Raw genomic sequence first — 25,649 nt, forward strand, 5'->3', positions numbered from 1 at the left:
AATGCTCCCGGAAGGATTTCGGTGTCGCAGATGAACCGCAGGCGGGCCCTTCAACTGCTGGCCGCGCTCGGCACGACCGGACTCGTCGCCGCCTGCGGCACGGACGACACCGAGACGCCGGCCCCGGGCAAGCCGATCAAGATCGGGCTGATCCGGCCGGAGAACGGCGACGGCAAGACGATCGGCATCGACATCGAGAACGGCTTCCAGCTCTTCCTGGCGATGAACGGGCAGCAGCTCGGCGGCCACCCGACGACGGTGGTGGCCGTCGACGAGGGCGACAACGCCAAGAGCGGCCAGGCCGCCGTCGACAACCTGCTCGCCCAGAACGTGCTCGCCATGACCGGCGTGGTCAACTCGACAGTGATGTCCGGCATCAGGGACGCCGTGGAGAAGGCCCGGGTGCCGCTCATCGGGTCCAACGCCTCCCCGCCCAGCCTGCAGAGCGTCGTCTACATCTGGCGGACGTCGTACGTGCTGGACGAGCCCGGCCGGGCGCTCGGGTCGTACCTGCGGCGAACATTTCCCACCGGAAGCCGGCTCGCCATCGTCGCCCCCGAGGGCACCGCCAGCCAGGACGTGATCAACGGCTTCCGGGACGGCTTCGGCACCGACGACCCCCGGATCATCGGTGACCCCATCCTCACCACCGCCAACCCCGCCCCCGGCGACAACGAGTTCCGCGCGCAGATCGACGAGGCGCTCAGCCGCCAGCCGGACGGGATCTTCTGCTTCTACTCCGGCACCGCAGGTGAGCAGTTCATCAGGCAACTGCGTCGCAGCCGCTGGTTCGGTGACATCTACGCGCCCGGCTTCCTGACCGAGGGCAACATCCTCACCGACCTGCGGTCGACCCTGGTCAACGCGGACGAGAGCCTCAAGGCCGGCACCATCCAGACCGCGCTGAACTACTCGGCCGACCTGAACAACAACGCCAACCGGATCTTCGCCTCGGCCTACCGGAAGACCTACAACGTCTCGCCCACCACCTACGCGATGGCCTCGTACGACGCCGCGCAGGTGCTCGACAAGGCGATCCGGCTGGCCGGTGCCGAGCCGACCGCGCAGCAGGTCAACCTGGCGCTGGGCAAGATCGGTCAGATCGACAGCCCGCGCGGCCCGTGGCAGTTCAACCAGCCGCGTACCCCGCAGCAGAAGTGGTACCTGCGCAAGGTGCAGTTCGACGGCCGGCTGCTCTCCAACGTCCTGATCAACGAGATCGCCACCCTGGGCTGAGCCGCCCGGCACCCGGCCGGCCCTGGCGGGACCGGCCGTTCGTGGTGCCGGAGCCGGTCAGGGGCGCAGCTCGGCGATGCAGCACTTGACGCTGCCGCCACCCTTCTTCAACTCGGCCAGTTCCACCGGGACCGGGGTGTAGCCGGCCGCCTTGAGCTTGCCGGCCAGCCGGGTCGCGTCGCTGTTGAGCACCACGTTCGCCCCGTCGCTGACCAGGTTCAGGCCGAAGGCCAGCGCGTCCTCGTCGTCGGCGAGCACCGCGTCGGGGAAGAGCTGGGCGAGCACCCGCTGGCTGGCCGCCGAGAACGCCCCCGGGAAGTACGCGACGTTGCCGTCGTCGATCGAGGCGAGCGCCACGTCCAGGTGGTAGAAACGCGGGTCGACCAGGCGCAGCGACACCACCGGACGCCCCAGCGCCTCCTGTGCCTCGGCGTGCGCCGGCAGCTCGGTGCGGAACCCGTGCCCGGCGAGGATCAGCCCACCGTGCGCCTCGGGCAGGTAGGCGAAGTCGCCCTCACCCTCGTTGGTCTCGCTCGGCGCGATGAAGTGCCAGCCGTGCTTCTGGTAGAACTCCCGGTGCGCGGCGGCCTCGGCGGCCCGCTGCTCGTGCTTGAACTGCGCCCCGTAGACGGTCCCGTCCACCACGAAGGCGCCGTTGGCCGCGAAGACCATGTCCGGCAGCCCCGCCTGCGGGGTGAGCACGTGCACGTCGTGACCGAGGTCCACCAGGGTGTGCCGCAGCCGGTCCCACTGTTCGACGGCCAGTGCCACGTCGACGCCGACGGTGAGGTCCATCCACGGGTTGATGGCGTACTCGACCGCGAAGTGCTCCGGGGCACACATGAGATATGTCCGCTTTCGCGGGACGCGCTGCTGGTTCACGGTCACCAAGGGTAGGTAGCGTAGAACTTTGGTAACAGCCAGAACCATTGCTTCCCCGAGGCGGAACGTTGCAGATAGACGCGGTCGACCAGCGAATCATTGCGTTGCTCGTGGCGGACGCCCGAACCTCGTACGCGGACATCGGCGCCCGGGTGTCACTCTCCGCTCCGGCGGTCAAGCGACGGGTGGATCGGCTGCGGGCCACCGGGGTGATCCGGGGCTTCACCGCCGTGGTCGACCCGGCCGCCGTCGGCTGGACCACCGAGGCGTTCGTCGAGCTGTTCTGCGCCGGCCGGACCACCCCCACCCAGCTCGGGGTGGCCGCCCGCCGGCACCCCGAGGTGGTCGGCGCGTACACCGTCTCCGGTGAGGCCGACGCGCTCGTGCACCTGCGGGCCGCCGACATCTCCCACCTGGAGGAGGCGCTCGAACGCCTGCGGGCGGAATCGTTCGTCACCTCCACCCGGAGCACCATCGTGCTGTCCCGGCTGGTCGAGTCGCCAGGCGTCGGCCCGTCCACCCCCTGACACCCGGCCGGGGGCGGGCGGGCCGGCGCGCCTGCGGCCCGGCGCGCGGCGTTGGATCAGAGGTACATGCCGGTGCGGTGCCCGGTGTCGCCCCGGCTCGCCTTGTCGCCCTCGCCGAAGAACCGCTTGCCGCCGAACTCGCCGTGCAACCGGTCGTCGAGTTCGTCGGCGAGCCCCGTCATCACCTGCACGGCCAGCATCAGGTGGGTGGCCTGGAAGTTGCGCCCGAAGACCGGGATGGACGCCCACACCGTGTCGTCGGCGCAGTACAACCGGCCGATCGGCATCCGGTTGGTCAGCTCGGAGAGCTTCACGTACAACCGTTCCGTCGGCTCGACCTCGGTCAGCACCGGCGAGAAGACGTCCACCAGCGGTGGGTTGTCCCGCACCCGGACGAAGACCATCGCCGAGCCGGCCCGGATGTTGATGTCCCCGTCGGAGTCGATCTGGAGGTGCTCGGAGGTCGACTTGAGCATCGTCGACACCACCGTCCGGACCCGCTCGGGCAGGTCCAGCACCTCCTGATCTTCGCTCTGGGCGTTCGCGGCGGCGGCCAGCGCCTCGTCCAGGTCGGCCTCGACGTCCCGGTCGGGGCCGAACTCGCTGCGTGCGGTGCCGAGCGCCTCGATCGGCAACGGCTCCCCCTCGGCGTCCTGGCTGAGATAGACCAGGAAGGCCGGGTGCGGTGCGCCGTACACGTCGCGCAGGGTGCGGGAGAGCAGCCCGGCCAGCTTGCTGGCGTCCCCGGTCGACCCGTCCAGGCCGAAGCGTTCGCCGGAGCCGGCCACCACGCCGGGCGGCGACCAGCCGAGCGCGATCATGTCGGCCACCGCGGCACGGTCCAGCCGGAAGCCCTGCGGCAGGGTGGCGTTGCCGACCGCCCGCGCGGACAGCCGTCCCTGCTCACCTACGGCCACACTGATCGAGTAGACGGCGTCGCCGGTGCCGGAGGCGGTCGGGTCCAGGGTCACTTCGAGCTGCGCCCCGGTGGGCAGTTCGCGCAGCCGTTCGGCGAGCGCCCGGGCGAACTCCCGCCACGCCTCGGTGACCTTGGCCCGCAGGTCGGCCGTGCTCGGCTCGTCCAGCAGGACCGACTCGTGGTGGTCGTGGTGCGCCGGCGAGGTGCCGGGCTGGTCACCGGTCGGCTTCGAGGGGTGGTCCGCCGTCATGATCGCCTCCATCCGTCAAGGTCACCCTACCCAGGCGGGCCGGAGAACGAATCCACCGCGACCGGCATCGGACACCGCCGCCCGCCGCCCTTCGCCAAGGCACGGCGGACCGGATCGTGCGCCGGGGTCCGCCCGGTCGGTCAGGAGGCGGGGCGCTCGCCGCCCAGCTCCACCGGCCACTGGGCGGCCAGCCCGGTGAGCCGGGCCGCCGCCGCTGCCGGGTCCGCGCCGCGTCCGACCGCCACCCCCAGCAGGTACGCGGTGACCGGCGCACCCGGCCGTAGCACCTGGTGCGCGACATCCCTGGCCAGGTCCAGCACCGTCGGCACCGGCACCTCGGCCGGGTCGAGACCCAGCTCGGCGCAGGCTGCCGTCACCCAGTCGTCCAGCACGGTCATCGCGTCCACTCCTCCGCCCGGCGTACGTCGGAGTCAGTGTCGCAGTCGAACCACGGTGGCGGGCCGGCAGCGGACCAGGCCAACTCGCGTACCGTCAGCTCCCCCAGCAGCTCCCGCATGGACGCCCCGGCGAGCGCGGCGGCTCCCCGGGGCCGCCCGGGGGCGGGCTCGCAACGGCGGGCGGCGACCCGGTCCAGCGCGGCGCGTAGCGTCGGCACCCGCCACACCCCGCACAGCGGCTGGCGTCGCCCCCGGTCGTCGACCAGGCAGACACCGTCCGCCGCCGCCGGACCGGCTTCGGCGGCGAGCGTGTCGAGCAGCGCGCCGACGGCCGGGCGGGTGAGCAGCGGCAGGTCGGCGGCGAGCAGGGCGACGACCGCCGGACCGGGACCGAGCAGGGCCAGCCCGGCGGACGTGGCGGCCACCGGCCCCCCACCGGCCGGTTCCTCCCGGGTCACCAGGACGTCGGCCGGCAGCGCACCACCCGGCCCGACCAGCACCCGGGGTACGGCGTCGGCGACGGCGGCGAGCACCAGGTCCCGCATCGGTCGGCCGTGCACCGGCACCGCCGGCTTGTCCCGCCCACCCATCCGGCGGGCCGCCCCACCGGCCAGCACCACCGCCGCGTACGCCGTCACCCGGCCACGGTAGCCGCCGGGCCCGACCCTCGTGCTCCGGTCGCGCGGCCTCCCGGTTCCGTCCCGTCCCCGGCTGCCGGGCCGACGCCCGCTGCCGGCGGCCGGGGACTGCCGGGTGGTGTCGGCGGCCGGGGACTGCCGGGTGGTGTCGGCGGCCGGGGACTGCCGGGCGGTGCCGGCGGCCGGGGAGTGCCGGGTGGGCGCGGTGGGGACCGCAGCCAGGGTGGTCACCGTGCGGGGGGCCGGGCGGGCGGGGCAGGATGGCGGGATGGGACGGGCCACTGACCGGCGGAGCGTGCTCCGGATCGACCTCGACGCGGCGGACGACGCCCGGGTGGCGCTGCGCCGGCCGGACACGCTCGCCGTGGAGGAACCGCTGGAGATCCGGGTCGGCCCCGGCGGGCCGGGTCGGCGACGCCCGCTGGCGGTGACCATGCGTACCCCCGGTGACGACCTCGACCTGGCCATCGGTTTCCTGCTGACCGAGGGGCTGATCCGCAGCGACGCCGACGTGCACACCGCCCAGCTCTGCTCCGGGGCGGAGACACCCAACACGTACAACGTGGTCGACGTGGTGCTCTCCCCCGGCGTGCCGGCACCGGCGACGGACCCGGCGCGCAACTTCTACACCACCAGCTCCTGCGGGGTGTGCGGAAAGGCCAGCATCGACGCGGTGCGTACCCGGTCCCGGTTCACCGTCGCCGACGACCCGCTCACCGTGCCGGCGACGCTGCTGGCGGAGCTGCCCGACCGGCTGCGCGCGGCGCAGCGCGCGTTCGACCGCACCGGCGGCCTGCACGCGGCGGGCCTGTTCACCCACGACGGCGAACTGGTGGTGCTGCGCGAGGACGTCGGCCGGCACAACGCGGTGGACAAGGTGGTCGGCTGGGCGGTCCGGCAACGGCGGCTGCCGCTGTCCGGGCACCTGCTGATGGTGTCCGGCCGGGCGAGCTTCGAGCTGACCCAGAAGGCGTGGATGGCCGGGCTGCCGCTGTTGGCGGCGGTCTCCGCGCCGAGCACCCTCGCCGCCGACCTGGCCGACGAGGCGGGGCTGACCCTGGTCGGTTTCCTCCGTGGCCGGACCATGAACGTCTACACCGGCACCCACCGCGTCACCCCCTGACCCGCCTGCGGTCGGCGCGGAGTCGTCAGGCGTGGGGCGTGATCGTGGAGACTTCTTGTCGCTGGGGCCGCAACAACTCTCCACAGTCGAACGGCGACCGCTGCCGGTTCCGGCGGACGGGAGGGATCAGCGGTCCGGCGGGCGGACCCAGGTGAGGAAGCGGTCGGTCACGTCGATCCGGCGACCGTTGTCGAGCTGCGTCAGGTGTTCGGTCGCCTCCGCCGACAACCCGGTGAGCAGGGCGAGCAGTCCGGGCAGGTCGTCGCCGTACCGCGCGAGGAGGGCGAGTTTCGCCTCCCCGCACGGCCACGGGTTCGCGTCGACCCGGCACAGCCAGATCGGCCGCAGCGGCGTGTGCCGGCCGGGCAGCGCCCCGGTCACCGCGTCCCCACCGGCCTGAGCCGCCGCCCCCGGCCACCCTGCGGGAGCGCCGCGCCTGCCGGCCGGTCCCGCTGCGCGAGCCGGCGCGCGCCCGCCGGCATCAGGAACAGGGTCCGCCGCCGGACCGCGTCGCCTGCGGCATTCAGCTCGTACGCGTCGATCCAGACCCAACCGTGGTACGTGTGCCAGTCGGCCAGCACCCGGATGACCCGGACCGTGATCGGCCGGATGAACTGCACACTGGCGGTACGCGACAGGTGCAGCACGTCTCCCGACCTGACCTCCGGCGGAGTCACCGGGGCCCCTGGTTCCGGCCGTACGCCCAGCGGTGTGCCGGCACGACGCCGGTCATCCGCCCCGGCCCCCGGTACGGCGGCACGAGCGGCCCGATCGGTCCGGGGACGATCGGGCGCGCGGGTGGCCCGGGATCGGGTACGGGTTCGGGGCGGGGTGCGGGCTTCGGGCCCCGGTCGGGCTTCGGCTTCTCCCTGGGCACGGCGTCTCCTCTGTGTCGGTGCGTCCGCGTCGGCGTATCCGCGTCGATACGTCCGCGTCGGTGTGGAGGAGGGGCCGGCCGCCCTTCCACGGCCGGCCCCTCCGGCAGACGCCGCCGCCAGCTCTCGACCACTACCGACAGCGCCGCCTCGGTGACACTCTGGTGTGGAGGTCATTAGGCTCGGAAGGTGCGACGAACGTTCGGGCTGAGCCGGATGAGGAACCGCCGACGAGGTGGCGGCATGAATAGTCGATCTTCAGATTGGGGCGCCGTGCATGGCTGACGTACCAGATCCGCTCGCCGATTTCGTCGTTGCCGAGATCCGCCGTGCCCGGGGTGCCGCCGGTATGACGCAGGAGGCGTTCGGGCGGGGTGCCGGCTTCAGCGCGTCGCACGTCAGTGCCGTCGAGGGGAGCACCCGGGCGCTGACCCTGGACTTCATCAAGGGAGCTGACCGGGCGCTCAGCACCGGTGGGCTCTTCGAGCGGCTGGTGAGCAAGCTCGGCACACCGTCGTGGTTCCTGCCGTGGCTCGACGCCGAACGCAACGCGACCCAACTCAGGTACTTCGAGCCGAACCTGATTCCCGGCCTACTACAAACCGAGGCCTACGCCCGCGCGGTGCTGAGACTCGATCCACGTTTGACCGATAGCGAAGTGGATCGCCGGGTGGCGGCACGCCTGGAACGACAACATGTCCTGGACCGGGTTGACCCACCCCAACTCGTCGCAGTGATCGACGAAGGCGCAGTCCAGCGCGCCGGTGAGGGCTTCGAGAAACTGATGGCCGAGCAACTCGGCCAGCTTGTAGCTTGTGCGGAACGACCGAATATCAGCATCCACATCGTGCCCGCCGACGTTGTTCTCTATGCAGGGCTTTCCGGCCCACTGTCGCTCGCGCATCTGGGTGATGGCGGTTGGGTTGGACACCTCGAAAGCCAGTTGGGCGGCGATGTCGTGAGCCAGCAGGCAGACCTGGCTACGCTCTTCGAGCGGTGGGAGAGCATCCGCAACGAGGCGTTACCACGACGGCAGTCGTTAGACCTGATCATGGGAGTTGCAGGCCAATGAACCTGACTGATGCGCGGTGGCGGAAGTCCACCCGAAGTGGCACCAGCGGTGGGAACTGTGTCGAGGTTGCCGACAACCTTCCCGGTGCGGTCGCCGTGCGGGACTCCAAGGACCCGGACGGGCCGGCCCTGACCTTCGCCCCGGCCTCGTGGCGCACATTCGTCGCCGGGTTGCCCGATCGCGCCTGACCGACCTGCCGGCGAAATGCCTGCCCCGAGGTCCGGGGCAGGCATTTCGCGTCAGGGAACGACCCGGCATCCCAGGTCTGAACCACCCGACCCGGTCGGTGGAGAGCACGGGCGGCTGTCACTCCGGCCAGGCGTCGACCGCGTCCGCCCCAACCCCATGCCGCTGACAGCCGTATTCCTGTCAGGCATGAATATGACTGCGAGGCATATCCCTCTCAGGGACCACATAGCCCCGACCATCCCCACTGACATTGACCCTGCTGCCGGTCGGGCCAGCGAGGCCGGCCGGAACGGCGGATCAGCGGGGGCGGCGCAGCCGCCCGGTCAGCGGGGGCGGCGGGGCCGGCGACGGCGGCGGCGCAGCACCTCCGGCTCGGTCACGGCCGGCCACCCGTCCAGGTCGGACGGCGGAACACCGCGCCGCAGCAGATCGTCGAGGAGCCGGGCGAGGGTGTAGTCGGGGCGGACGGTCAGCGCCCGTTCCAGGGCCACGGCGGCGAGCGCGCCCTGGCCGGCCCGCCACGCGGCGAAGGCGAGCAGGCAGGCGGGGGCGGGGACCAACTCCTCCTCGGCACGGCGCAGCACCTCACCCCAGAAGGCGATGTCCTCCTCCCGACCGTCGGTGCGTTCCCACGCGTGGTCGCGTACCGGCAGGTGGGTCAGGAGCAGGGTCAGCCAGGCCACCTCGTCGTCGGCGAGCCGGTCGCCGCGCCGGTGCCGGCGTTGCGCCTGGCGTACCGCCGTGGTGCCGGCCCTGCTGATGGCCCGCTCGCCGGACTCGTCAGTGGCCGGGGCCGCCTCCAGCAGGCCCAGCAGGCGGCGTTCAGCCCGGTCACCGGCCCGGCGCAGGGCGACCGGGTCGACGCCCCCGGCAGGGGCGACCTGCGCGGCGAGTGCCGCCCGGTCGGGGAGCGCCACCTGACCGGCGTAGACCGCGGCGGCGGCGACCTGGCTGGCGTCCGGGTCGTACGGGGTGCCGTCGGGTGGGCAGCAGTCCGGCGCTTCGCAGAGGTAGGACCAGTAGCGGCGACCGGTCACCCGCAGCGCGTCGAGCACGGGCAGGCCGAGGTCGACCAGCGCCGACCGGACGGCGTCCACCGCCGGGGTGACCCGTTCGGGCGGGCCGAAACCGATGACGGTGGTGGATTCGGCGTCCTGCCGGCCGATCACGTCGCCGAGATGTCGCGCCGGCAGGGCCGGGTCGGTGCCCGGTCCGGGCAGGTCGGCGCGGGCGGCGAAGACGATCCGCCGGCCCCGCATCGCCACCACCACGATGCTGTCGACGGGGTGGAAGCCGATCAGGTACGGCACGGCGGTGATCAGGTCGGCGGGTGAGCGGACGGTGAGCCGGGGGCGGTCGGTCGCGTTCATGTCCGGCAGCCTGCGGCGGGCGGCCACAGCGCCGACAGCCCCTGTGGACGACACACGGGTTATCCACAGATACGGAGAGTATTTGCCCAGGTCATCGCGATTCCGGAGGTTGTGCGGCCCACCGGGGTCGGTCCGAGCGGCTACCTTGCGCTCATGGACCTGGCGTACCTGCGGGCGCACCCGGAGCACCTGCCCACCTTCCTGACCCACCAGCGCATCCGGGAGACCCCGGTGGCGGGCGGGGACAGCTGCATGGCCTCCCGGTTGACCCTGGACGACGGCCACTCGGTCTTCACCAAGACCTGGCCGGAGCGGGCCGGTCGACCCGTACCGGCGGGCTTCTTCGACACCGAGGCCGCCGGGCTGCGCTGGCTGCGGGAGGCCGGCGCGGTGGCCGTACCGGAGGTGGTGGTGGCGCTGCCGGAGCTGTTGGCGCTCGACTGGGTCGACCCCGGCGAGCCGACGCCCGGGGCGGCCGAGCGGTTCGGCCGGGAGCTGGCCGGCACGCACCGGGCCGGCGCCGACCGGTTCGGGGCGGCGTGGCCCGGGTTCATCGGCACCCTCACGCAGGACAACACCCCCGACGACGGGCCCTGGCCGGACTGGTTCGCCAGGCGACGGCTCCTGCCGTACCTGCGGATGTCGGTCGACGGCGGTGCCCTCGACGGCCCGGACGCCGCGCTGGTCGAGCAGGTGGTGACGCGGATCGGCGAGTTCGGCGGCGACGAGCCCCCGGCCCGGCTGCACGGCGACCTGTGGCCGGGCAACCTGCTCTGGGGCGCGGACGGGCGGGTGTGGCTGGTCGACCCGGCGGCGCACGGCGGGCACCGGGAGACCGACCTGGCCCAGCTCGCGCTCTTCGGCGGCCCGCCGCACCACGACCGGATCATGGCCGGCTACCGGGAGGCGTGGCCGCTGGCCGACGGGTGGCGGGAACGGGTGCCACTGCACCAGCTGCACCTGCTGCTCGTGCACACCGCCCTGTTCGGCGGGGCGTACCGCGATGCGGTCGTCGGTGCCGCCCGAGCGGCGCTGCGGGGTGTCGGCCGCGCTACGGTCGACGGATGACCGCCGCCCCGACGACCGCCGGCGTCCTCGTCGACCGGTACGGCCGGATCGCCCGGGACCTACGCGTGTCGCTGACCGACAAGTGCAACCTGCGCTGCACCTACTGCATGCCCGCCGAAGGGCTGCCCTGGCTGGCCGGGCCGCAACTGCTCACCGACGCGGAGATCGTGCGGCTGGTCCGGGTCGCGGTGCAGCGGCTGGGGGTGACCGAGGTTCGGTTCACCGGGGGCGAGCCGCTGATCCGGCCGGGGCTGGTCGGCATCGTCGCCGCCGTGGCCGCGCTCACCCCCCGCCCCAGGATCTCGGTGACCACCAACGGGCTCGGCCTGGACCGACTCGCCCCGGCGCTGCGCGAGGCCGGGCTGGACCGGGTGAACGTGTCGCTGGACACCCTCGATGCGGCCCGGTTCGCCGCATTGACCCGGCGGGACCGGCTCGGCGACGTGCTCGCCGGGTTGGCCGGCGCCGCCGCCGCCGGGCTCGCCCCGGTGAAGGTCAACGCGGTGCTGATGCGCGGGGTCAACGACGACGAGGCACCGGCGTTGCTGCGGTTCGCCCTCGACCACGGCTACGAGCTGCGGTTCATCGAGCAGATGCCGTTGGACGCCCAGCACGGCTGGGACCGGGCCACGATGGTCACCGCCGACGAGATCCTGACGTCGCTGGCCGCCGAGTTCGCCCTCACCCCCGACCCGGCGCACCGGGGCGCCGCACCAGCCGAAACCTGGCTGGTCGGCGGCGGCCCGGCCCGGGTCGGCGTGATCGGCACGGTGACCAGACCGTTCTGCGGCGACTGCGACCGGACCCGGCTCACCGCCGACGGTCAGCTCCGCAACTGCCTGTTCGCCACCGAGGAGTCCGACCTGCGTGGCGCGCTGCGGGCCGGCGCGGACGACGCCGACATCGCCCGCCGCTGGCAGGCCGCCACGGTGGTCAAACGGGCCGGGCACGGCATCGACGACCCGACGTTCCTGCAACCCGTCCGGCCCATGTCGGCGATCGGAGGCTGAGGTGGACCTCACCGTCCGGTACTTCGCCGGGGCGCGGGCCGCCGCCGGCCGCAGCGAGGAGACCGCATCCGCCGGCCGGCCGCTCGACGAACTGCTCGGTGAACTCGCGCACCGGCACGGCCCCCGGCTGGCCGCGGTGCTCCAGGTGGCGAGTTTCCTGGTCGACGGCGTGGCCTGCCATGATCGTCAGACACCGTTGCCGGCCGGGGCCACGATCGACGTGCTGCCCCCCTTCGCGGGCGGCTGAGGAAGGGCTGCCGTGTTGGCGATTCTGGGGTTCGTGGGCACGATCGGCCTGATCACCGGCCTGATCCACTTCTACCTGTGGAAGCGGCTGGTCAAGGACACCACCGGGCCGGGCCGGTGGCGGCGGGTCGGCACGGTCGTCGCGCTGGTGCTGGCGGTGCTCGTCCCAGCGACGATGGCGGGCACCCAGATCGCCGGGGCGTTCTGGCTGGCCTGGCCCGGTTACCTCTGGCTCGCGGTGATGTTCTACCTGCTGATCGTGCTGTTGGTGCTGGAGGCGCCGATGGCGGTGGCCCGGCTGGTGCTGCGTCGTCGCAGCGCCGCCGCCGAGGCGACCACCGCTGCCCCGAAACCGGCGCTGGTCGGCATGGCCGGCAGCGCGGACCCGCCGGCCGCCGAGGCGGTGGACCGCCCCGACCACGACGAGTCCCGGCGGTTGCTGCTCGCCCGGGGGGCCGCCATCTTCGCCGGTCTCACCGCCGCCGGCATCACCGGGTACGGGGTCCGCACCGCGGTGGGTCCGCCACAGCTCGACCGGGTACGCATCCCGCTGGCGAAGCTCCCCCGCAGCATGGACGGCCTGCGCATCGCCACCGTGTCCGACATCCACCTCGGCCCGTTGCGCGGTCGGGCGCACACCGAGCGGATCGTCGCCATGATCAACCGACTGGACGCCGATCTGGTCGCGGTCGTCGGTGACCTCGTCGACGGCTCGGTCGCCGAGTTGGGCGAGGCCGCCGAACCGCTGCGTGACCTGCGTTCCCGCTACGGCAGCTTCTTCGTCACCGGCAACCACGAGTACTACTCCGGGGTCGAGGAGTGGGTGGCCGAGGTCGACCGGCTCGGCCTGCGGGTGCTCCAGAACGAGCGGCAGGAGATCCGGGCCCGGGGCGGGGTGCTCGACCTGGCCGGGATCAACGACGTCACCGCCGACGGCACCGGCGTCGCCGGCCCTGCCGACTTCACCGCCGCGCTCGGCGGCCGGGACGTCAGCCGCCCCGTGGTGCTGCTCGCCCACCAGCCGATCGCCGTGCACGAGGCGGCGAAGTTCGGCGTCGACCTGCAACTGTCCGGGCACACCCACGGTGGGCAGCTCGCGCCGTTCAACCTGGCCGTCAAGCTTCAGCAGCCGGTGGTCTCCGGCCTCGGTGAGGTCGACGGCACCAAGGTCTACGTCACCAACGGGGCCGGTTTCTGGGGCCCTCCGGTCCGTGTCGGCGCACCGCCGCAGGTGACCCTGGTCGAGCTACGCGCCCCGTGACCTGCCTGGATGGCGGACGGTCCCGCTCATACCGCGTCCGACGGGTGGAGTCCAGCACCGGATTGCTCTCCTCACGCGTACGCGTGGCGGCGGGCGGGTAGTGGACCGGTCGTGACAGGATGCGGCGTGCCTCCGTTCAGCGCCGCTCCCCCTGGTGGCGTCCCGCCGTTCGTCGCGGACCTGCACATCCACTCGAAGTACTCCCGCGCGTGCAGCCGCGATCTCACCCTGCCCAACCTCGGTTGGTGGGCCCGACGCAAGGGCATCGGGGTGCTCGGCACCGGGGACTTCACCCATCCCGCCTGGTACGACCACCTGCGGGAGACCCTGCAACCGGCCGAGCCCGGCCTGTACCGGCTCGGCCCGGAGGCCGAGGCGGACATCGCCCGGCGACTGCCGCCCCGGCTGGCCGACGCGGCGGAGGCGGACCCGGTCCGGTTCATGCTGAGCGTGGAGATCTCCACCATCTACAAGCGGGACGACCGGACCCGCAAGGTGCACCACCTGATCTACCTGCCCGACCTGGACGCGGTGGCCCGGTTCAACACCGCGCTGGGCCGGATCGGCAACCTCGGCTCGGACGGCCGGCCGATCCTCGGTCTGGACTCCCGGGACCTGCTGGAGATCACCCTCGACGCCAGTCCGGACGGCTACCTCGTGCCGGCGCACATCTGGACGCCGTGGTTCTCCGCGCTCGGCTCGAAGTCCGGCTTCGACGCGATCGCCGACTGCTACGCCGACCTGGCCGAGCACGTCTTCGCGGTGGAGACCGGGCTCTCCTCCGACCCGGCGATGAACTGGCGGGTCGGCAGCCTGGACCGCTACCGGCTGGTCTCCAACTCCGACGCGCACTCCCCGCCGGCCCTGGCCCGGGAGGCCACCGTCTTCTCGTCGGCCCGTGACTACTTCGCCATCCGGGACGCGCTGCGGACCGGTGACGGGTTGGCCGGGACGATCGAGTTCTTCCCCGAGGAGGGCAAGTACCACGCCGACGGGCACCGGCTCTGCGGCGTCAACTGGTCGCCGGAGCGGACCCGGGCGGCCGGCGGGCGCTGCCCGGAGTGCGGCAAGCCGCTGACCGTGGGGGTGCTCAGCCGGGTCGAGGAGCTGGCCGACCGGCCGGACGGGCACCGCCCGGAGCACGCCCGCGAGGTGACCCACCTGGTGCCGCTGGCCGAGATCCTCGGTGAGATCAACAAGGTGGGGCCCCGGTCCAAGAAGGTCGAGGGGAAGCTCAACGAGCTGGTCGCCGCGCTCGGCCCGGAGCTGGAGATCCTCACCCGTACCCCGGTCGCCGAGATCGGCCGGGTGGGCGGGGAACTGCTCGCCGAGGGCATCGGCCGGTTGCGCCGGGGCGACGTGCGCCGGGTCCCCGGCTTCGACGGCGAGTACGGCGTGATCACCCTCTTCGACCCCGCCGAGCTGGGCGGGGCCGCCGGAGCGGGGCAGGAGACGCTGTTCGACGTACCGGTGCCGGCGCAGCGCAGGCCGACGGAGCCGGCGGCGAAACCGAAGGCCAAGCGGCCGGCGGCGGCGAAGGCCGAGCCGAAGCCGAAGCCCGCGCCGACCCCGCCGCCGCCACCGATCGCCTCGACCCCCTCGCCGCACGAGCCGTTCGAACCGATGCTCGCCGGGATGGAGGAGGTCGGCACCGGCCTGCTCGACCGGCTGGACGCGATGCAGCGGGTGGCCGCCTCCGCGCCCGGCGGCCCGCTGCTGATCGTGGCCGGGCCGGGCACCGGCAAGACCCGCACGCTGACCCACCGGATCGCCTACCTCTGCGCCGAGCTGAACGTCTTCCCCGAGCAGTGCCTGGCGATCACCTTCACCCGGCGGGCCGCCGAGGAGCTGCGGCACCGGCTCGACGGGCTGCTCGGCCCGGTCGCCGAGGACGTCACCGTCGGCACCTTCCACTCGCTCGGGCTGGCCATCCTGCGGGAGAACGCCGCCGCGGCCGGCCTGCCGGAGGGGTTCCGGATCGCCGACGACGCCGAACGCGCCGCCGCCCGGACGGAGGCCGGCGACGACCCGGCCCGCTACACCGCGCTGCTGCGCAAGCAGGATCTGGTCGACCTGGACGAGCTGCTGACCCTGCCGGTCGCGCTGCTCAAGGGCGACAAGAAGCTGGTCCGGGACTACCGGGAACGCTGGCGGTGGATCTTCGTCGACGAGTACCAGGACGTCGACGCCGTGCAGTACGACCTGCTGCGGCTACTCAGCCCCGCCGACGGCAACCTCTGCGCGATCGGCGACCCGGACCAGGCGATCTACTCGTTCCGGGGCGCCGACGTCGGCTACTTCCTGCGCTTCTCCGAGGACTTCACCGACGCCCGGCTGGTCCGGCTCAACCGCAACTACCGCTCGTCCGCGCCGATCCTCGCCGCCGCCGTCCAGGCCATCGCGCCGTCGTCGCTGGTCCGGGGCCGCCGGCTCGACCCGGCCCGGCTCGACCCGGAGGCCCCGCTGGTCGGCCGCTACCCGGCGGCGTCAGTCGCCGACGAGGCCGACTTCGTGGTACGCACCGTCGACGACCTGGTCGGCGGCCTCTCCCACCGGTCGTTGGACTCCGGACGCATCGACGGCCGGACCACCAGCCTGTCCTTCTCCGACATCGCGGTGCTCTACCGCACCGACGCGCAGGCCGCCCCGATCGTGGACGCGCTGGCCAGGGCCAACATCCCGGTGCAGAAGCGGTCGCACGACCGGCTCCGGGACCGGCCCGGAGTCCTCGCGATCGCCCGGGAGCTGCGGCACGCCGACGGCTCCACCGGCGGGCTGCCCGCCCGGGTCCGGGCCGCCGGTCAGGTGCTCGCCGAACGGTTCGCCGCCCCCACCCTGGACGCCGCCGGCACCGTACGCCCGGAGGACGTGCGGACCGCCGTCGACCTGCTCGCCCCGCTGGCCCGACGCTGCGGCGACGACCTGGAACTCTTCCTCTCCCAGCTCGCCACCGGGGCCGAGGTGGACGCGTTGGACCCGCGCGCCGAGGCGGTCACCCTGCTCACCCTGCACGCTGCGAAGGGGCTGGAGTTCCCGGTGGTCTTCCTGGTCGGCGTCGAGGACGGTCTGTTGCCGCTGCGCTGGCCCGGCTCGACACCCGACGACGACGCGATCGCCGAGGAGCGGCGGCTCTTCTTCGTCGGGCTGACCCGCGCGCAGGACCGCCTCTACGTCAGCCACGCGGCCCGCCGAGTCCGACACGGTACGGAACGCGACTGCCGACCGTCGCCGTTCCTGGACGTGGTCGACCCTGGTCTGTTCGAACGGTTCGGCGAGGCCGAGCCACGCCGCCCCAAGGACCGTCAGCTCCGCCTGATCTGACGGCCCGTCGACCGACCTGCGGGGTCGACGTAGCGGTATCCGCCCGCGCTGATACCGCTTCATGCGTGACGTTGCTGCCCGCCCGCCCCAGCCAGCCCGACAGTCAGGCGAGGAGGACTGCGAGCCAGGCACCGGTGAGCAGGGCCGGGCCGAACGGCAGGGCGGTGTCCCGGCGTACCCGGCGGGCGGCCAGCAGCGCCAGCACCAGCACCCCGTTGAGCAGGTGCGGCAGCAGCAGACCGAGCCAGAGGGTGGGCCAGCCCAGCCAGCCCAACGGCAGGCCGAGCACCGCCGTCAGCTTCACGTCACCGAAGCCGAGCCGGGAGCGGGGCAGCAGCGCCAGCACCACGTACAGGAGGAAGGAGAGCGCGGCACCGGCCAGCGCGGGCGCCAGACGGCCGGGAGTGCCGGCGGCGACGGCGGCCACGGTCAGTGCGGTGCCGCCGCCGAGCGCTGCCGCACCGACCAGCGGGTCGGGCAGGCGGAGGCTGGTCAGATCCACCACCGCCAGCACCACACCCACCGCCGCCACCAGCAGGAACGCCGGCAGTGCCGGCTCCGGGCCCCGCGCGGCGGCCAACCCGCCGCAGACCACCACCCCCACCACGACCGGAGGCGCGCCGTGCCCGGGTTCCCCGGCCGGTGGGGGAGCGGCCTGCCCGGCCCGCGACGGTCGCAGGGGCGCGGACGGTGGGAAGGCGCTGGCGACGCGGGGTGCGGCGAGGCCGGCCAGCGCACCGAGCGCCGCCGCCGCAGTTACCAGGCCGATCGACGCCCCGGTCATCGTGGCTCCCGGCGGCCGGTCGCCGGGCTACGAACGGCCGGCGAAAGACCGGGCAGCACGCTCAGGGCCGACCTTCCGGTCCGCACGCTCGGGGTCGACAGACCGGGCAGCGGGCTCGGGGTTGGCGGGCCGAGGGGCACGGCCGTCGACGTTACCGGCGGGACGGCTCCGGGACCGCCCCGTCGACCACCGGTCGGCGGGGCCGCTCGGTGGTCACCACCAGCGCCACACCTGCCACGATCACCGCGCCGCCGAGCAGCACCTGACCGGTCACCGGCTCGGCGACCAGCAGCGCGCCGAGCGCCACCGCCACCACCGGATTGACGTACGCGTAGGTGGCGGCCAGCGAGATGGGGGCGTTCGCCAGCAACCAGACGTACGCGGTGAAGGCCACCAGCGACCCGGCCACCAGCAGATACGTCAGCGCCAGCCAGGACCGGGCGGTCACCTGCCCCGGGGAGAACCCGCGCAGCTCGCCCCGGGCCAGCGACAGCACGGACAGGGCCACCGCCCCGGCGACCATCTCGTAGACGGTGGCGACGAACGGATCGGCGGGCATCCGCAGCCGGTTGGACAGGAACGATCCCAGCGACCAGCAGACCGCCCCCGCGACCACTGTCAACGCCCCGACCAGCGGCACCGCACCGGACCCGCCTCGGGGAAGCACCAGCAGCACCAGCCCGAGGAAGCCCAGCGTCACCCCGGCGAACGTCCACCCCGGCGGGCGGTCCCCGGTGACCGTACGGAGCAGGACCACCAGCAGCGGAACGGTCGCCACCAGCAGCGCGGCGATCCCTGACGGCACCGCCACCCCGGACGGACCGGACTCGGCGAGCACCACCAGGCCGTTGCCTCCGGCCAGGAGCAGCACCCCGACCAGCGCGGCGGAACCGAACTGCCGGCGGTCGACCCGCAGCGCGCCCCTGCCGCGTCGCAGCCGCAGCACGACCGCCAGCACCAGCGCGGCACCGCCGAACCGGGCGGCGGCCGACCCGAGCGGCGGCATCGACTCCACCACGACCCGGATACCGAGGTACGTGGAACCCCACAGCACGTAGACGAGAATCAGTGCCGTCCAGATCAGGGCTGGCCGGGCGGGTGTCGCGGCCGAGGGAGATGAGGTCATCGCAGGACCACGCTACGGTGACCACGTCGGTGGCGTCTTCCGGATAACCGGCATCTCGGCACGCGGGAGGACGGGCATGGCGAACTACGGACCACCGGGGGGGTCCCCGGAACCGTGGGGTGGGCGACGCCCGGACGACCGCTGGAGCCGTCCCGCACCGGAGCAGCCCCCGGCCGTGCCGTCCCAGCCGTCCGGGCACCCGTCGTACGATCCCTCGTACCGGCAGCCGGAGGCGTACGGTTCGACGGATCCGTACGCGGTCAGCGGACCGGCGGCGTACCCGGATGCTCCGACGCCGGGGCGCGGTCGTGGGCCGCTGGTCGCGGTGCTGGTCGTGCTCGCGGTGCTGGTCGTCGGCGGTGGCATCCTGTGGTACCTGCTGGGTGACGACGACGGATCACCGTCGACGACCGGGGCCGTCCTGCCGACGACACCTGTCGAGCCGGACGGGGCGAACTCCGCTCCGGCAGCCACCACTGCCGCCCCCGCCTCGTCGGCCGACCCCCGGTTCGTCAAGGCGGGCCAGTGCGTCCGCAACGAGGGCCCGGCCGGTGGCAAGCCCAAACTGCTGATCACCGCGTGCGCTCCGAAGACCTATGAGGTGCTCCGCCGTTTCGACGGAGCGACCAGTGGTGAAAGGGACGCCGAGGCGAAGTGCGGCGTGGTGGAGGGCTACACCAACTGGTACTTCTTCGACAGCGAGCTGGACACCCTCGACTTCGTCCTCTGCCTGAAGCAGCGCTGAGCCCACCCCTGGAGAGAGATTGTCAACCTTCGGCCCACCCGACTCCGGCCGTCCCGACAAGGAACACCGGCCCACGGCTTCCGAGTCCGAGCCACCCACCGAGCCCTTCGACTCCGAGCCGCCCACCGCGCCGATCTCCCCGGAACCAGCGACGGAACCCATCGACCGGTCCGACCCCGAGCCGCCGACCGCCCCGCTCTCCCCGGAACCAGCAACGCAACCGATCGACCGGTCCGAGCCGGAGCCGCCGACCGCACCCCTCGCCCGGTCCGAGTCCGCGACCGGGGGAGTCCCGTCTGACGCGGACGCGCCGACGGCGTCGATCCCGGCGGAGCCGGACGATGCGCCGACGGCTCCCCTCGCCCGCGACCAGGACGAGGCCCCCACCGCGCCGACCACCCCGGTCCCGTCGACCGCCGACGAGACGCCGACCGCACCGATCTCGTCGCCTCCCCCGCACCCGGCCGACGAACCGCCGACCGCACCCGTCGCGGCCGACCCCGACGACCAGCCGACCGCGCTCATCACGGGCGACTCCAGCGAGCAGCCGACCGCACCTCTGTCCGCAGGGCCGGCCGGGCACGTCCCGACCGCCCAGGACGACGAGCCGACCGTTGTGTCGACCGGACCGGTCGCCGGCTCGGCGGGCGAACCAGACACCGCCCCGGTCGAGGCGGCGACCGAGCCGATCCGGGCACAGGACCCGGAGCCACCGACCGTGCCCGTGTCACGGGAAACGGACGAGCCGGCCACGGCACCCGTCCCAGCGGTGGAGGAACCCCCGACCTCCCCGCTGGCCGCGTCCCCGCCGGAACCGCCGACCGCACCGATCTACGCCACCGCAGCGGAACCGCCGGCCACGGCGATGCCGGCGACCCCGCCGGAACCGCCGACCGCACCCCTCTCCGCCGCTACGCCGGAGCCGGCAACCGCGCCGATGGCGGCGACCCCGCCGGAGCCGCCGACCGCGCCGATCTGGTCCGGTGCGGACGACGCACCGACCACGGCGCTGCGCAGCGAGCCGCCGACGGCCCCCGGGACCGGTGATGCGGAAACCACCGCGATCGCCACGTCACCGGAACCGCCGACCACCCGACTGCCGGTGTCGGGAGCGGCCCAGCCGGCCCCGCCACCACCGGCCGGCGGCTACTCCCCGACCACGCAGATGCCCACGTCGACCGGCGGGTACTCCCCGACCACGCAGATGCCGGCGTCGGAGGCCCCGCAGCCCCCACCCACGTCGGGAGCGGGGTACCCGCCACCGCCCACGTCAGGGGCGGGCTACCCGCCGCCGCCCACCTCGGGGGCGGGCTACCCGCCGCCGGACACCTATCTGCCGCCGACCGGTCAGCCGGCGGCGTCCACTGAGGCCGGTTACCCGCCGCCGGGGCCGTTCCCGCCCGCCGGGCCGACAGCAGCGCCGGCAGCGGGCGCGTTCGCCGCACCGGCGTCGCCCCCACCGACCGGCTACCCCGGCCAGTCGGTACCACCGCCGTCCTCCGGATTCCCCGGAGCCGCCGCCCCCACGTCCGGCTACCCCGGCCAGGCCGCACCACCGCCGTCCTCCGGATTCCCCGGGGCTGCGGCCCCCACGTCCGGCTATCCCGGTCAGGCTGCGCCCGGCTTCCCGGGACAGCAGCCCCCGGGCTTCCCGGGGCAGCCCGGGCCGGGCTATCCGCCCCCGCCACCGGCGAAGGGGCGGGGCGGCCGGATCGCACTGATCCTCGGGCTGGTGGTGGTCCTGCTGCTCTGCGCGTGCCTCGGGGTGGGCGGCTGGTTCTTCCTGGCCGCAAAGGACGGCGACGAGCCGGCGACCCCGACGGGCAGCTCCGCCACTCCCACCGAGGACGGGCCGACGCAGGCCACCCCGACGGACGCGCCGGAGCCGACCGGGGAACCGACGACGGCCGAGCCGACCCCGACGCCGACCAGGGCGGCACAGATCGTCCGGGGCGACTGCGTGGTCAACGACGGTACGGCCAGCGACGCCGAGCTGCGCAAGGTGCCGTGCGGCCCGAACACCTACGAGGTGCTGCTGCGCATTCCCGCGTCCACGAACGGGGAGCGGTGCCGGTCGTTGGCGCCGGAGTCGAACGCCAACTACGTGCACGACAACTCGGTCGACCTCTTCGACTACGTGCTCTGCCTGCGCAAACGGAGCTGAACAGGAGAATATGGGGCTGTCTAGCGTGGATGCTAGACAGCCCCATATTCGTGTCGAGAGCCGTGGCCGGGGCGGGTCGGCGACACGCCGGTAGCCCCGTCTACGCATCTCTAGTCCGCAGGCTAGAGCGCCCGATACTGTGCGATGCGTGGATCCGGTCCGCAACCCGTACGCCCCGGGCGCCGGTCAGCGCCCGCCCGAACTCGCCGGGCGGGGGCGGGAGCTGGACGTCTTCGACGTGGTGCTGGAACGGATCGCCCGGGGTCGTCCCGAACGCAGCCTGATGCTCACCGGCCTGCGGGGCGTCGGCAAGACGGTGCTGCTCAACACCCTGCGCTCGCAGGCGATCAACCAGCTCTGGGGCACCGGCAAGATCGAGGCCCGGCCGGACCAGTCGCTGCGCCGGCCGATCGCCGCCGCCCTGCACATGGCGGTTCGCGAACTGGCCCCCCGGCACCGCGCACCGGACCGGATCGACGCCTTCCTCGGCGTACTCAAGGCGTTCGCACAGCGCAGCGTGCCCACCACCACCGGGCGGGCCGGTGCGGCCCCCCGGTTGCGCGACAGGTGGCAGCCCGGCATCGACGTGCCGGCCAGCAGCGGCCGGGCCGACTCCGGTGACATCGAGATCGACCTGGTGGAGCTGCTCACCGACGCGGCGGCGGTCGCCGGCGACGTGGGCACCGGCATCGCCGTCTTCATCGACGAGATGCAGGACCTCGGCGCGGAGGACGTCTCGGCGCTCTGCGCCGCCTGCCACGAGCTGTCGCAGCTCGGCGCGCCGCTGATCGTGGTGGGCGCGGGCCTGCCGCACCTGCCGGCGGTGCTCAGCGCCGCCAAGTCGTACTCGGAGCGGCTGTTCCGCTACCTGCGGATCGACCGGCTGGACCGGATCGCCGCCGACCAGGCACTGTGCGCGCCGGCCGAGCGGGAGCAGGTGGAGTACGAGCAGAAGGCCCTCGACCTGCTCTACGAGTCGTCCGGCGGCTACCCGTACTTCGTGCAGGCGTACGGGAAGGCGACCTGGGACCACGCGCCCCGCTCCCCGATCACCGACGCGGACGTGCGGGTCGCCGCCCCGGAGGCGGAGGCGGAGCTGGCGGTGGGTTTCTTCGGTTCCCGGTTCGAGCGGGCCACCCCTGCCGAACGCGAGTACATGCGGGCGATGGCGACCCTGTCCCAGGTGGCCGGGGAGGCCGACGGCGGTGGTCGGGACGACATGGACGCGGCGGTGCCGACGGCCGAGATCGCCCGTGCGTTGGGCCGCAAGCCGGCGAGCCTCTCCCCGGCCCGGGACGCGCTGATCAAGAAGGGGCTGATCTACTCCGGGGAACGCGGCACGGTCGCCTTCACCGTCCCGCACTTCGGCCGCTACCTGCGCACCCAGCCGGCCTGAACGGCCGGGCGGCCAGGCCAGCCCCGCTGTCCGCGCGCCCGGCCGCCGAAAGGCCGGGGCGCGGCGGCTCAGACGCGGGACCAGGGGGGCGGGAAGACCACCTCGCCGTGTGGTGGCGGCGGCGCGTCGCTGACCTCCGGCGGCAGCACGAGCGCCTGCCACGGCTCCCCCAGCCCCGACCAGGGGCTGACCAGCCCCATCCGGTCGGCCCGGGTGAAGCCGAACCGCCTGTAGTACGCCGGGTCGCCGAGCACCACCACCAGCCGTTCGCCCAGCTCGGTGGCGGCTTCCAAGGCGGCCTGCACCACCGCCGTGCCGTGCCCGACCCGTTGCCGGTGCGGGGCGACCGCCACCGGCCCGAGCACCAGCGCCGGGACGCGGACCCGGTCGGCCTCGACCTGTACCCGGGTGAGCAGCGCATACCCGACCACCTCGCCGCCGTACTCGGCGACCATCGCCAGTTCCGGCAGCCACGCCGCGCTGCCACGCAGGTCGTCGACGAGCGCCACCTCACCGGGGGTGGTGCGGTCGGGGCGGGCGAAGGCGGCGGCCAGCACCCGGCGGACCGGGCCGGCGTCGGCCGGGCCCTCGGGACGCAGCCGAAGGGTCGTCACCCGCGCGACGTTACCGGTCGGAGCCCGTCCATCAGCGACGGTCGCTCCATTCGGCGTGGCGTACCGCCTCTGCCTGCCGGTATGCACGGCCGCCGGCCCGGGGCGGGGGTCGACGCACCGATGCGGACCGTCGACACGCGGACCGCCGCGGATCGGCCATTGCCCGGATAGCGGGGCGTCAAACGGGGTATGACTGAGCCATGAAACCCGTGCGCTCCCTCGCCCGTGTCATGTTGAGCGGCATCTTCGTGGTCAGTGGCGCCCGCAACTTTCAGCACCCCCACCGGCTCGTCCCGGCGGCCAAGCCGGTCACCGACCGGGTCACGCCGCTGATCCAGCAGGTCGCGCCGCAGCTCCCCACCGACACCGAGACGTTGATCCGGGCCAACGCCGCCGTGCAGTTCACCGCCGGTCTGATGCTGGCCACCGGGAAGTTCACCCGGCCGGCCGCGCTGGTCCTGGCCGGTACGCTGGTGCCCACCACCGCCGCCGGTCACCCGTTCTGGAGCAACGACGATCAGGCGACCCGGAACAACAACCAGGTGCACTTCCTGAAGAACCTCGGGCTCTTCGGTGGTCTGCTGCTCGCCGCCGCCGACACCGAGGGCAGGCCGGGTCTGCGCTGGCGGGCCGGCCACCGCATCGGCCACTCCCGACGGTCGGTGGGGCGCGCGGTGCGCACCGCCCGGCGGGAGGCCCGGATCGCCGTACGGTCGGCCGCCGCCGCCCGTCGGCTTCCCGGCTGACCTGCATCGATTCGGCCATCACCCCCCGCAAGGCCACGAATTACCTGAACCGCCCGACACCCGTTAACGCGGTGGAAATGTCAAAAACTGGTGTGGGATCGGACACGGTCGGATAACGCGGGAGGCAGCAACGTGAGGCGCCGTTCTAGGCTCCCTACCGGACCTGGACGGGTAGGACGACCTTGGTACGGGGGTGGCCACGCCATGCCGACAACCGTCGGTAGACGTGCGGACCGCCTCGCCCCGGTGCGTCGCGCAACGCGTGGGATCGATCGTAGGACAGTCGTACGGACCGGCATCGTGGCCGCCGTCGCCTATGCCGCATGGCTCGCCATCGGTGCTTTCGGGCGGCCGTACAACTTCTTCGACATGAAGATCTACCACGGCGCGGTGGTGTGGTGGGCGAGCGGGCACGAGTTGTACGAGTTCATCGCGCCCACCACCACGCTGGGTTTCACCTACCCTCCCTTCGCCGCGCTGGCCATGCTGCCGATGGCGGGGCTGCCGATCGAGGTGGCCGGGTGGATCAACGCAGCCGGCAGCATCGCCGCCCTGGCGGTGGTCCTCGCCGCGCTGCTGCGTCCGATCGTCGACCGGCTCGGTTGGCCGCTCTGGTTCACCGTGGCCATCGCCACGCCGATGGCCACCGCCATCGAACCGGTCCGGGAGACCCTGGGGTACGGCCAGGTCAACCTGCTCCTGTTCGCGTTGATCATGGCGGATCTGGTGGGCCTGCGCTGGCGTTCCCGGCGCGGCACCCACGGGCGCGACACCGACGGCCCGTTCCTGCGGCTGTTCTACAGCGGGTCCTGGGCCGGGGTCGGCATCGGCCTGGCCACCGCCGTCAAGCTCACCCCGGCGCTGTTCATCGCCTACCTCCTGATCACCAGGCAGTGGCGGGTCGCCGCCACCGCCGTCGGCACCACCATCGGCGTCACCCTGGGCAGCTTCGCCCTGGTCGGCACCGAGTCGCGGGCCTACTTCGGCGGCGTGCTGTGGCAGACCGAACGGGTCGGGGCCGCCGACATGACGCCCAACCAGTCGCTGGCCGGCCTGCTGGCCCGGCTCTACGACTCGATCGAGACGCCCGGCCTGCTCTGGCTGGCGTTCTCGGTGCTGATCCTGGCCGTCGGGCTGTCCCGGGCCGCCAACGCCCGCGCCGATGGCGACGAGTTGACCGCGTTCACCCTGGTCGGGCTGACCGCCAACGTGATCAGCCCGATCTCCTGGTCGCACCACCTGGTCTGGGTCATCCCGGCGATCGTCGTACTCGCCGACGCCGCCGTGCGCCGCCGCGAGGCGAGCCGGGGGTTGTCGCTGCGCACCGGCCAGCCGGCGTTCGGCGGGCCGCCCGGGGTGAACGGGCTGCGCCCGCCGATCTGGTACCCGACGCTGACCGGGCTGCGGCACGGCGTGGCGGCGCTCGGGTTGTACCTGCTCTTCCTGATCTCACCGATCTGGCCGTACGAGCACAAGCTCCCCGAGGTGTCGCACTACCAGAACGGCCTGTTCGGCGCGCTCATGGAGAACTCGCTCGCGCTGGCGCTGATCGTGCTGGTCGCCGCCCTGCCCTGGCGGCCCGGTGCCGAGCCCGCCTTCTACGCCGACCGGCCGGCCCGCGCTACCTCCGGCCGCCGCTGACCCCGCCCGTCCCGCTCCACCGCGGACAGCCTGCCCAGGCCGGCCCGG

At 73.5% G+C, this 25,649-nt stretch carries 25 protein-coding genes; 15 read left to right on the forward strand and 10 right to left on the reverse strand.

Features of this window, described 5'->3' with window-relative positions; all coding sequences use genetic code 11:
• Positions 1–21: 21 nt before the first annotated feature.
• On the forward strand, positions 22–1,236 hold the full coding sequence (locus JQX11_RS14355; RefSeq protein ID WP_204925467.1) for an ABC transporter substrate-binding protein: 1,215 nt from the start codon (positions 22–24) through the stop codon (positions 1,234–1,236).
• A gap of 57 nt (positions 1,237–1,293) precedes the next feature.
• Here the strand turns inward: JQX11_RS14355 and ddaH are convergent, their stop codons facing one another.
• Entirely contained in the window at positions 1,294–2,127 is an 834-nt protein-coding gene (gene ddaH, locus JQX11_RS14360) for a dimethylargininase (RefSeq protein ID WP_372444588.1), read from the reverse strand.
• A gap of 59 nt (positions 2,128–2,186) precedes the next feature.
• Here ddaH and JQX11_RS14365 point away from each other — a divergent pair, with 59 nt between their 5' ends.
• Positions 2,187–2,645, forward strand: coding sequence for an Lrp/AsnC family transcriptional regulator (locus tag JQX11_RS14365; RefSeq protein ID WP_204925468.1), 459 nt, complete (start codon positions 2,187–2,189; stop codon positions 2,643–2,645).
• A 56-nt stretch (positions 2,646–2,701) separates the two neighbouring features.
• Here JQX11_RS14365 and JQX11_RS14370 read toward each other — a convergent pair whose 3' ends face one another.
• The 3 genes from JQX11_RS14370 to mobA all read right to left on the reverse strand — a co-directional run bounded on the left by JQX11_RS14370 (position 2,702) and on the right by mobA (position 5,081).
• Positions 2,702–3,814, reverse strand: a complete 1,113-nt coding sequence (locus tag JQX11_RS14370; protein ID WP_204925469.1) for a T3SS (YopN, CesT) and YbjN peptide-binding chaperone 1 — start codon at positions 3,812–3,814, stop codon at positions 2,702–2,704.
• A 140-nt stretch (positions 3,815–3,954) separates the two neighbouring features.
• On the reverse strand, positions 3,955–4,212 hold the full coding sequence (locus JQX11_RS14375; protein WP_088643673.1) for a DUF6457 domain-containing protein: 258 nt from the start codon (positions 4,210–4,212) through the stop codon (positions 3,955–3,957).
• Positions 4,209–5,081 carry a molybdenum cofactor guanylyltransferase gene (gene mobA / locus JQX11_RS14380; RefSeq protein WP_307826184.1) on the reverse strand — a complete coding sequence of 291 codons (873 nt, stop codon included), beginning with the start codon at positions 5,079–5,081 and terminating at the stop codon, positions 4,209–4,211. The genes JQX11_RS14375 and mobA overlap by 4 nt, the downstream gene beginning before the upstream one ends.
• A gap of 37 nt (positions 5,082–5,118) precedes the next feature.
• Between mobA and fdhD the strand changes: the two genes are divergently transcribed.
• A complete protein-coding gene (gene fdhD, locus JQX11_RS14385; RefSeq protein ID WP_204925470.1) occupies positions 5,119–5,973 on the forward strand; it encodes a formate dehydrogenase accessory sulfurtransferase FdhD in 855 nt (284 codons plus the stop codon).
• Between the two features lie 126 nt (positions 5,974–6,099).
• Here the strand turns inward: fdhD and JQX11_RS14390 are convergent, their stop codons facing one another.
• Positions 6,100–6,354, reverse strand: a complete 255-nt coding sequence (locus JQX11_RS14390) for a flavin reductase (protein ID WP_204925471.1) — start codon at positions 6,352–6,354, stop codon at positions 6,100–6,102.
• Positions 6,351–6,650, reverse strand: coding sequence for a hypothetical protein (locus tag JQX11_RS32455; protein WP_307826185.1), 300 nt, complete (start codon positions 6,648–6,650; stop codon positions 6,351–6,353). Before JQX11_RS32455 ends, JQX11_RS14390 begins: the two co-directional genes overlap by 4 nt.
• Before the next feature lie 475 nt (positions 6,651–7,125).
• On the opposite strand from JQX11_RS32455, the gene JQX11_RS14400 reads away from it, so the two are divergent.
• Complete coding sequence (locus JQX11_RS14400; RefSeq protein ID WP_204925472.1) at positions 7,126–7,920, forward strand: helix-turn-helix domain-containing protein; 795 nt, start codon at positions 7,126–7,128, stop codon at positions 7,918–7,920.
• Positions 7,917–8,108, forward strand: coding sequence for a DUF397 domain-containing protein (locus JQX11_RS14405; protein WP_204925473.1), 192 nt, complete (start codon positions 7,917–7,919; stop codon positions 8,106–8,108). The genes JQX11_RS14400 and JQX11_RS14405 overlap by 4 nt, the downstream gene beginning before the upstream one ends.
• A gap of 324 nt (positions 8,109–8,432) precedes the next feature.
• Here the strand turns inward: JQX11_RS14405 and JQX11_RS14410 are convergent, their stop codons facing one another.
• Positions 8,433–9,479: a DUF4192 domain-containing protein gene (locus JQX11_RS14410; protein WP_204925474.1), complete on the reverse strand. Its 1,047-nt coding sequence runs from the start codon at positions 9,477–9,479 to the stop codon at positions 8,433–8,435.
• Between the two features lie 153 nt (positions 9,480–9,632).
• Here JQX11_RS14410 and JQX11_RS14415 point away from each other — a divergent pair, with 153 nt between their 5' ends.
• The 5 genes from JQX11_RS14415 (at position 9,633) to JQX11_RS14435 (ending at position 16,385) form a co-directional block, all read left to right on the forward strand.
• Positions 9,633–10,547, forward strand: coding sequence for a fructosamine kinase family protein (locus JQX11_RS14415; protein WP_204925475.1), 915 nt, complete (start codon positions 9,633–9,635; stop codon positions 10,545–10,547).
• A complete protein-coding gene (moaA, locus tag JQX11_RS14420) occupies positions 10,544–11,557 on the forward strand; it encodes a GTP 3',8-cyclase MoaA (RefSeq protein ID WP_204925476.1) in 1,014 nt (337 codons plus the stop codon). The genes JQX11_RS14415 and moaA overlap by 4 nt, the downstream gene beginning before the upstream one ends.
• A 1-nt stretch (position 11,558) precedes the next feature.
• Positions 11,559–11,804, forward strand: a complete 246-nt coding sequence (locus tag JQX11_RS14425; protein WP_088643614.1) for a MoaD/ThiS family protein — start codon at positions 11,559–11,561, stop codon at positions 11,802–11,804.
• Positions 11,805–11,816: 12 nt separating this feature from the next.
• Positions 11,817–13,064 (forward strand): metallophosphoesterase, encoded by a 1,248-nt coding sequence (locus JQX11_RS14430; RefSeq protein WP_204925477.1) that lies wholly within the window; start codon positions 11,817–11,819, stop codon positions 13,062–13,064.
• Between the two features lie 126 nt (positions 13,065–13,190).
• A complete protein-coding gene (locus JQX11_RS14435; RefSeq protein ID WP_204925478.1) occupies positions 13,191–16,385 on the forward strand; it encodes a UvrD-helicase domain-containing protein in 3,195 nt (1,064 codons plus the stop codon).
• Positions 16,386–16,488: 103 nt separating this feature from the next.
• On the opposite strand, the gene JQX11_RS14440 is transcribed toward JQX11_RS14435, so the two are convergent.
• The gene (locus JQX11_RS14440) at positions 16,489–17,169 is read right to left on the reverse strand and encodes a prepilin peptidase (protein ID WP_204925479.1); all 681 of its coding nucleotides are present in this window, start codon (positions 17,167–17,169) and stop codon (positions 16,489–16,491) included.
• A gap of 151 nt (positions 17,170–17,320) precedes the next feature.
• The gene (locus JQX11_RS14445; protein WP_204925480.1) at positions 17,321–18,295 is read right to left on the reverse strand and encodes an EamA family transporter; all 975 of its coding nucleotides are present in this window, start codon (positions 18,293–18,295) and stop codon (positions 17,321–17,323) included.
• Positions 18,296–18,470: 175 nt separating this feature from the next.
• Between JQX11_RS14445 and JQX11_RS14450 the strand changes: the two genes are divergently transcribed.
• The 3 genes from JQX11_RS14450 (at position 18,471) to JQX11_RS14460 (ending at position 22,600) form a co-directional block, all read left to right on the forward strand.
• Positions 18,471–19,040, forward strand: coding sequence for an LppU/SCO3897 family protein (locus JQX11_RS14450; protein ID WP_307826186.1), 570 nt, complete (start codon positions 18,471–18,473; stop codon positions 19,038–19,040).
• 1,717 nt (positions 19,041–20,757) lie between these two features.
• Positions 20,758–21,204 (forward strand): LppU/SCO3897 family protein, encoded by a 447-nt coding sequence (locus tag JQX11_RS33425; protein ID WP_204925642.1) that lies wholly within the window; start codon positions 20,758–20,760, stop codon positions 21,202–21,204.
• Between the two features lie 148 nt (positions 21,205–21,352).
• Positions 21,353–22,600, forward strand: coding sequence for an ATP-binding protein (locus JQX11_RS14460; RefSeq protein ID WP_204925482.1), 1,248 nt, complete (start codon positions 21,353–21,355; stop codon positions 22,598–22,600).
• Between the two features lie 68 nt (positions 22,601–22,668).
• Here the strand turns inward: JQX11_RS14460 and JQX11_RS14465 are convergent, their stop codons facing one another.
• Positions 22,669–23,214: a GNAT family N-acetyltransferase gene (locus JQX11_RS14465; RefSeq protein WP_204925483.1), complete on the reverse strand. Its 546-nt coding sequence runs from the start codon at positions 23,212–23,214 to the stop codon at positions 22,669–22,671.
• Between the two features lie 200 nt (positions 23,215–23,414).
• Between JQX11_RS14465 and JQX11_RS14470 the strand changes: the two genes are divergently transcribed.
• Together JQX11_RS14470 and JQX11_RS14475 are read left to right on the forward strand one after the other, a co-directional pair.
• Entirely contained in the window at positions 23,415–23,960 is a 546-nt protein-coding gene (locus tag JQX11_RS14470; protein WP_088643621.1) for a DoxX family protein, read from the forward strand.
• Between the two features lie 204 nt (positions 23,961–24,164).
• Positions 24,165–25,601 (forward strand): glycosyltransferase 87 family protein, encoded by a 1,437-nt coding sequence (locus JQX11_RS14475; RefSeq protein WP_204925484.1) that lies wholly within the window; start codon positions 24,165–24,167, stop codon positions 25,599–25,601.
• Positions 25,602–25,649: the final 48 nt, after the last annotated feature.

The sequence above is a fragment of the Micromonospora humida genome (assembly GCF_016901255.1).
Taxonomy (GTDB): domain Bacteria; phylum Actinomycetota; class Actinomycetes; order Mycobacteriales; family Micromonosporaceae; genus Micromonospora; species Micromonospora wenchangensis.

Coding starts and splice junctions, on each gene's coding strand:
- moaA (WP_204925476.1), top strand. CDS start 10,544: ATGACCGCCGCCCCGACGACCGCCGGCGTCCTCGTCGACCGGTACGGC.
- JQX11_RS14445 (WP_204925480.1), bottom strand. CDS start 18,295: ATGACCTCATCTCCCTCGGCCGCGACACCCGCCCGGCCAGCCCTGATC.
- JQX11_RS14440 (WP_204925479.1), bottom strand. CDS start 17,169: ATGACCGGGGCGTCGATCGGCCTGGTAACTGCGGCGGCGGCGCTCGGT.
- JQX11_RS14400 (WP_204925472.1), top strand. CDS start 7,126: ATGGCTGACGTACCAGATCCGCTCGCCGATTTCGTCGTTGCCGAGATC.
- JQX11_RS14470 (WP_088643621.1), top strand. CDS start 23,415: ATGAAACCCGTGCGCTCCCTCGCCCGTGTCATGTTGAGCGGCATCTTC.
- JQX11_RS14375 (WP_088643673.1), bottom strand. CDS start 4,212: ATGACCGTGCTGGACGACTGGGTGACGGCAGCCTGCGCCGAGCTGGGT.
- JQX11_RS14415 (WP_204925475.1), top strand. CDS start 9,633: ATGGACCTGGCGTACCTGCGGGCGCACCCGGAGCACCTGCCCACCTTC.
- JQX11_RS14475 (WP_204925484.1), top strand. CDS start 24,165: ATGCCGACAACCGTCGGTAGACGTGCGGACCGCCTCGCCCCGGTGCGT.
- JQX11_RS14370 (WP_204925469.1), bottom strand. CDS start 3,814: ATGACGGCGGACCACCCCTCGAAGCCGACCGGTGACCAGCCCGGCACC.
- JQX11_RS14405 (WP_204925473.1), top strand. CDS start 7,917: ATGAACCTGACTGATGCGCGGTGGCGGAAGTCCACCCGAAGTGGCACC.
- JQX11_RS14410 (WP_204925474.1), bottom strand. CDS start 9,479: ATGAACGCGACCGACCGCCCCCGGCTCACCGTCCGCTCACCCGCCGAC.
- fdhD (WP_204925470.1), top strand. CDS start 5,119: ATGGGACGGGCCACTGACCGGCGGAGCGTGCTCCGGATCGACCTCGAC.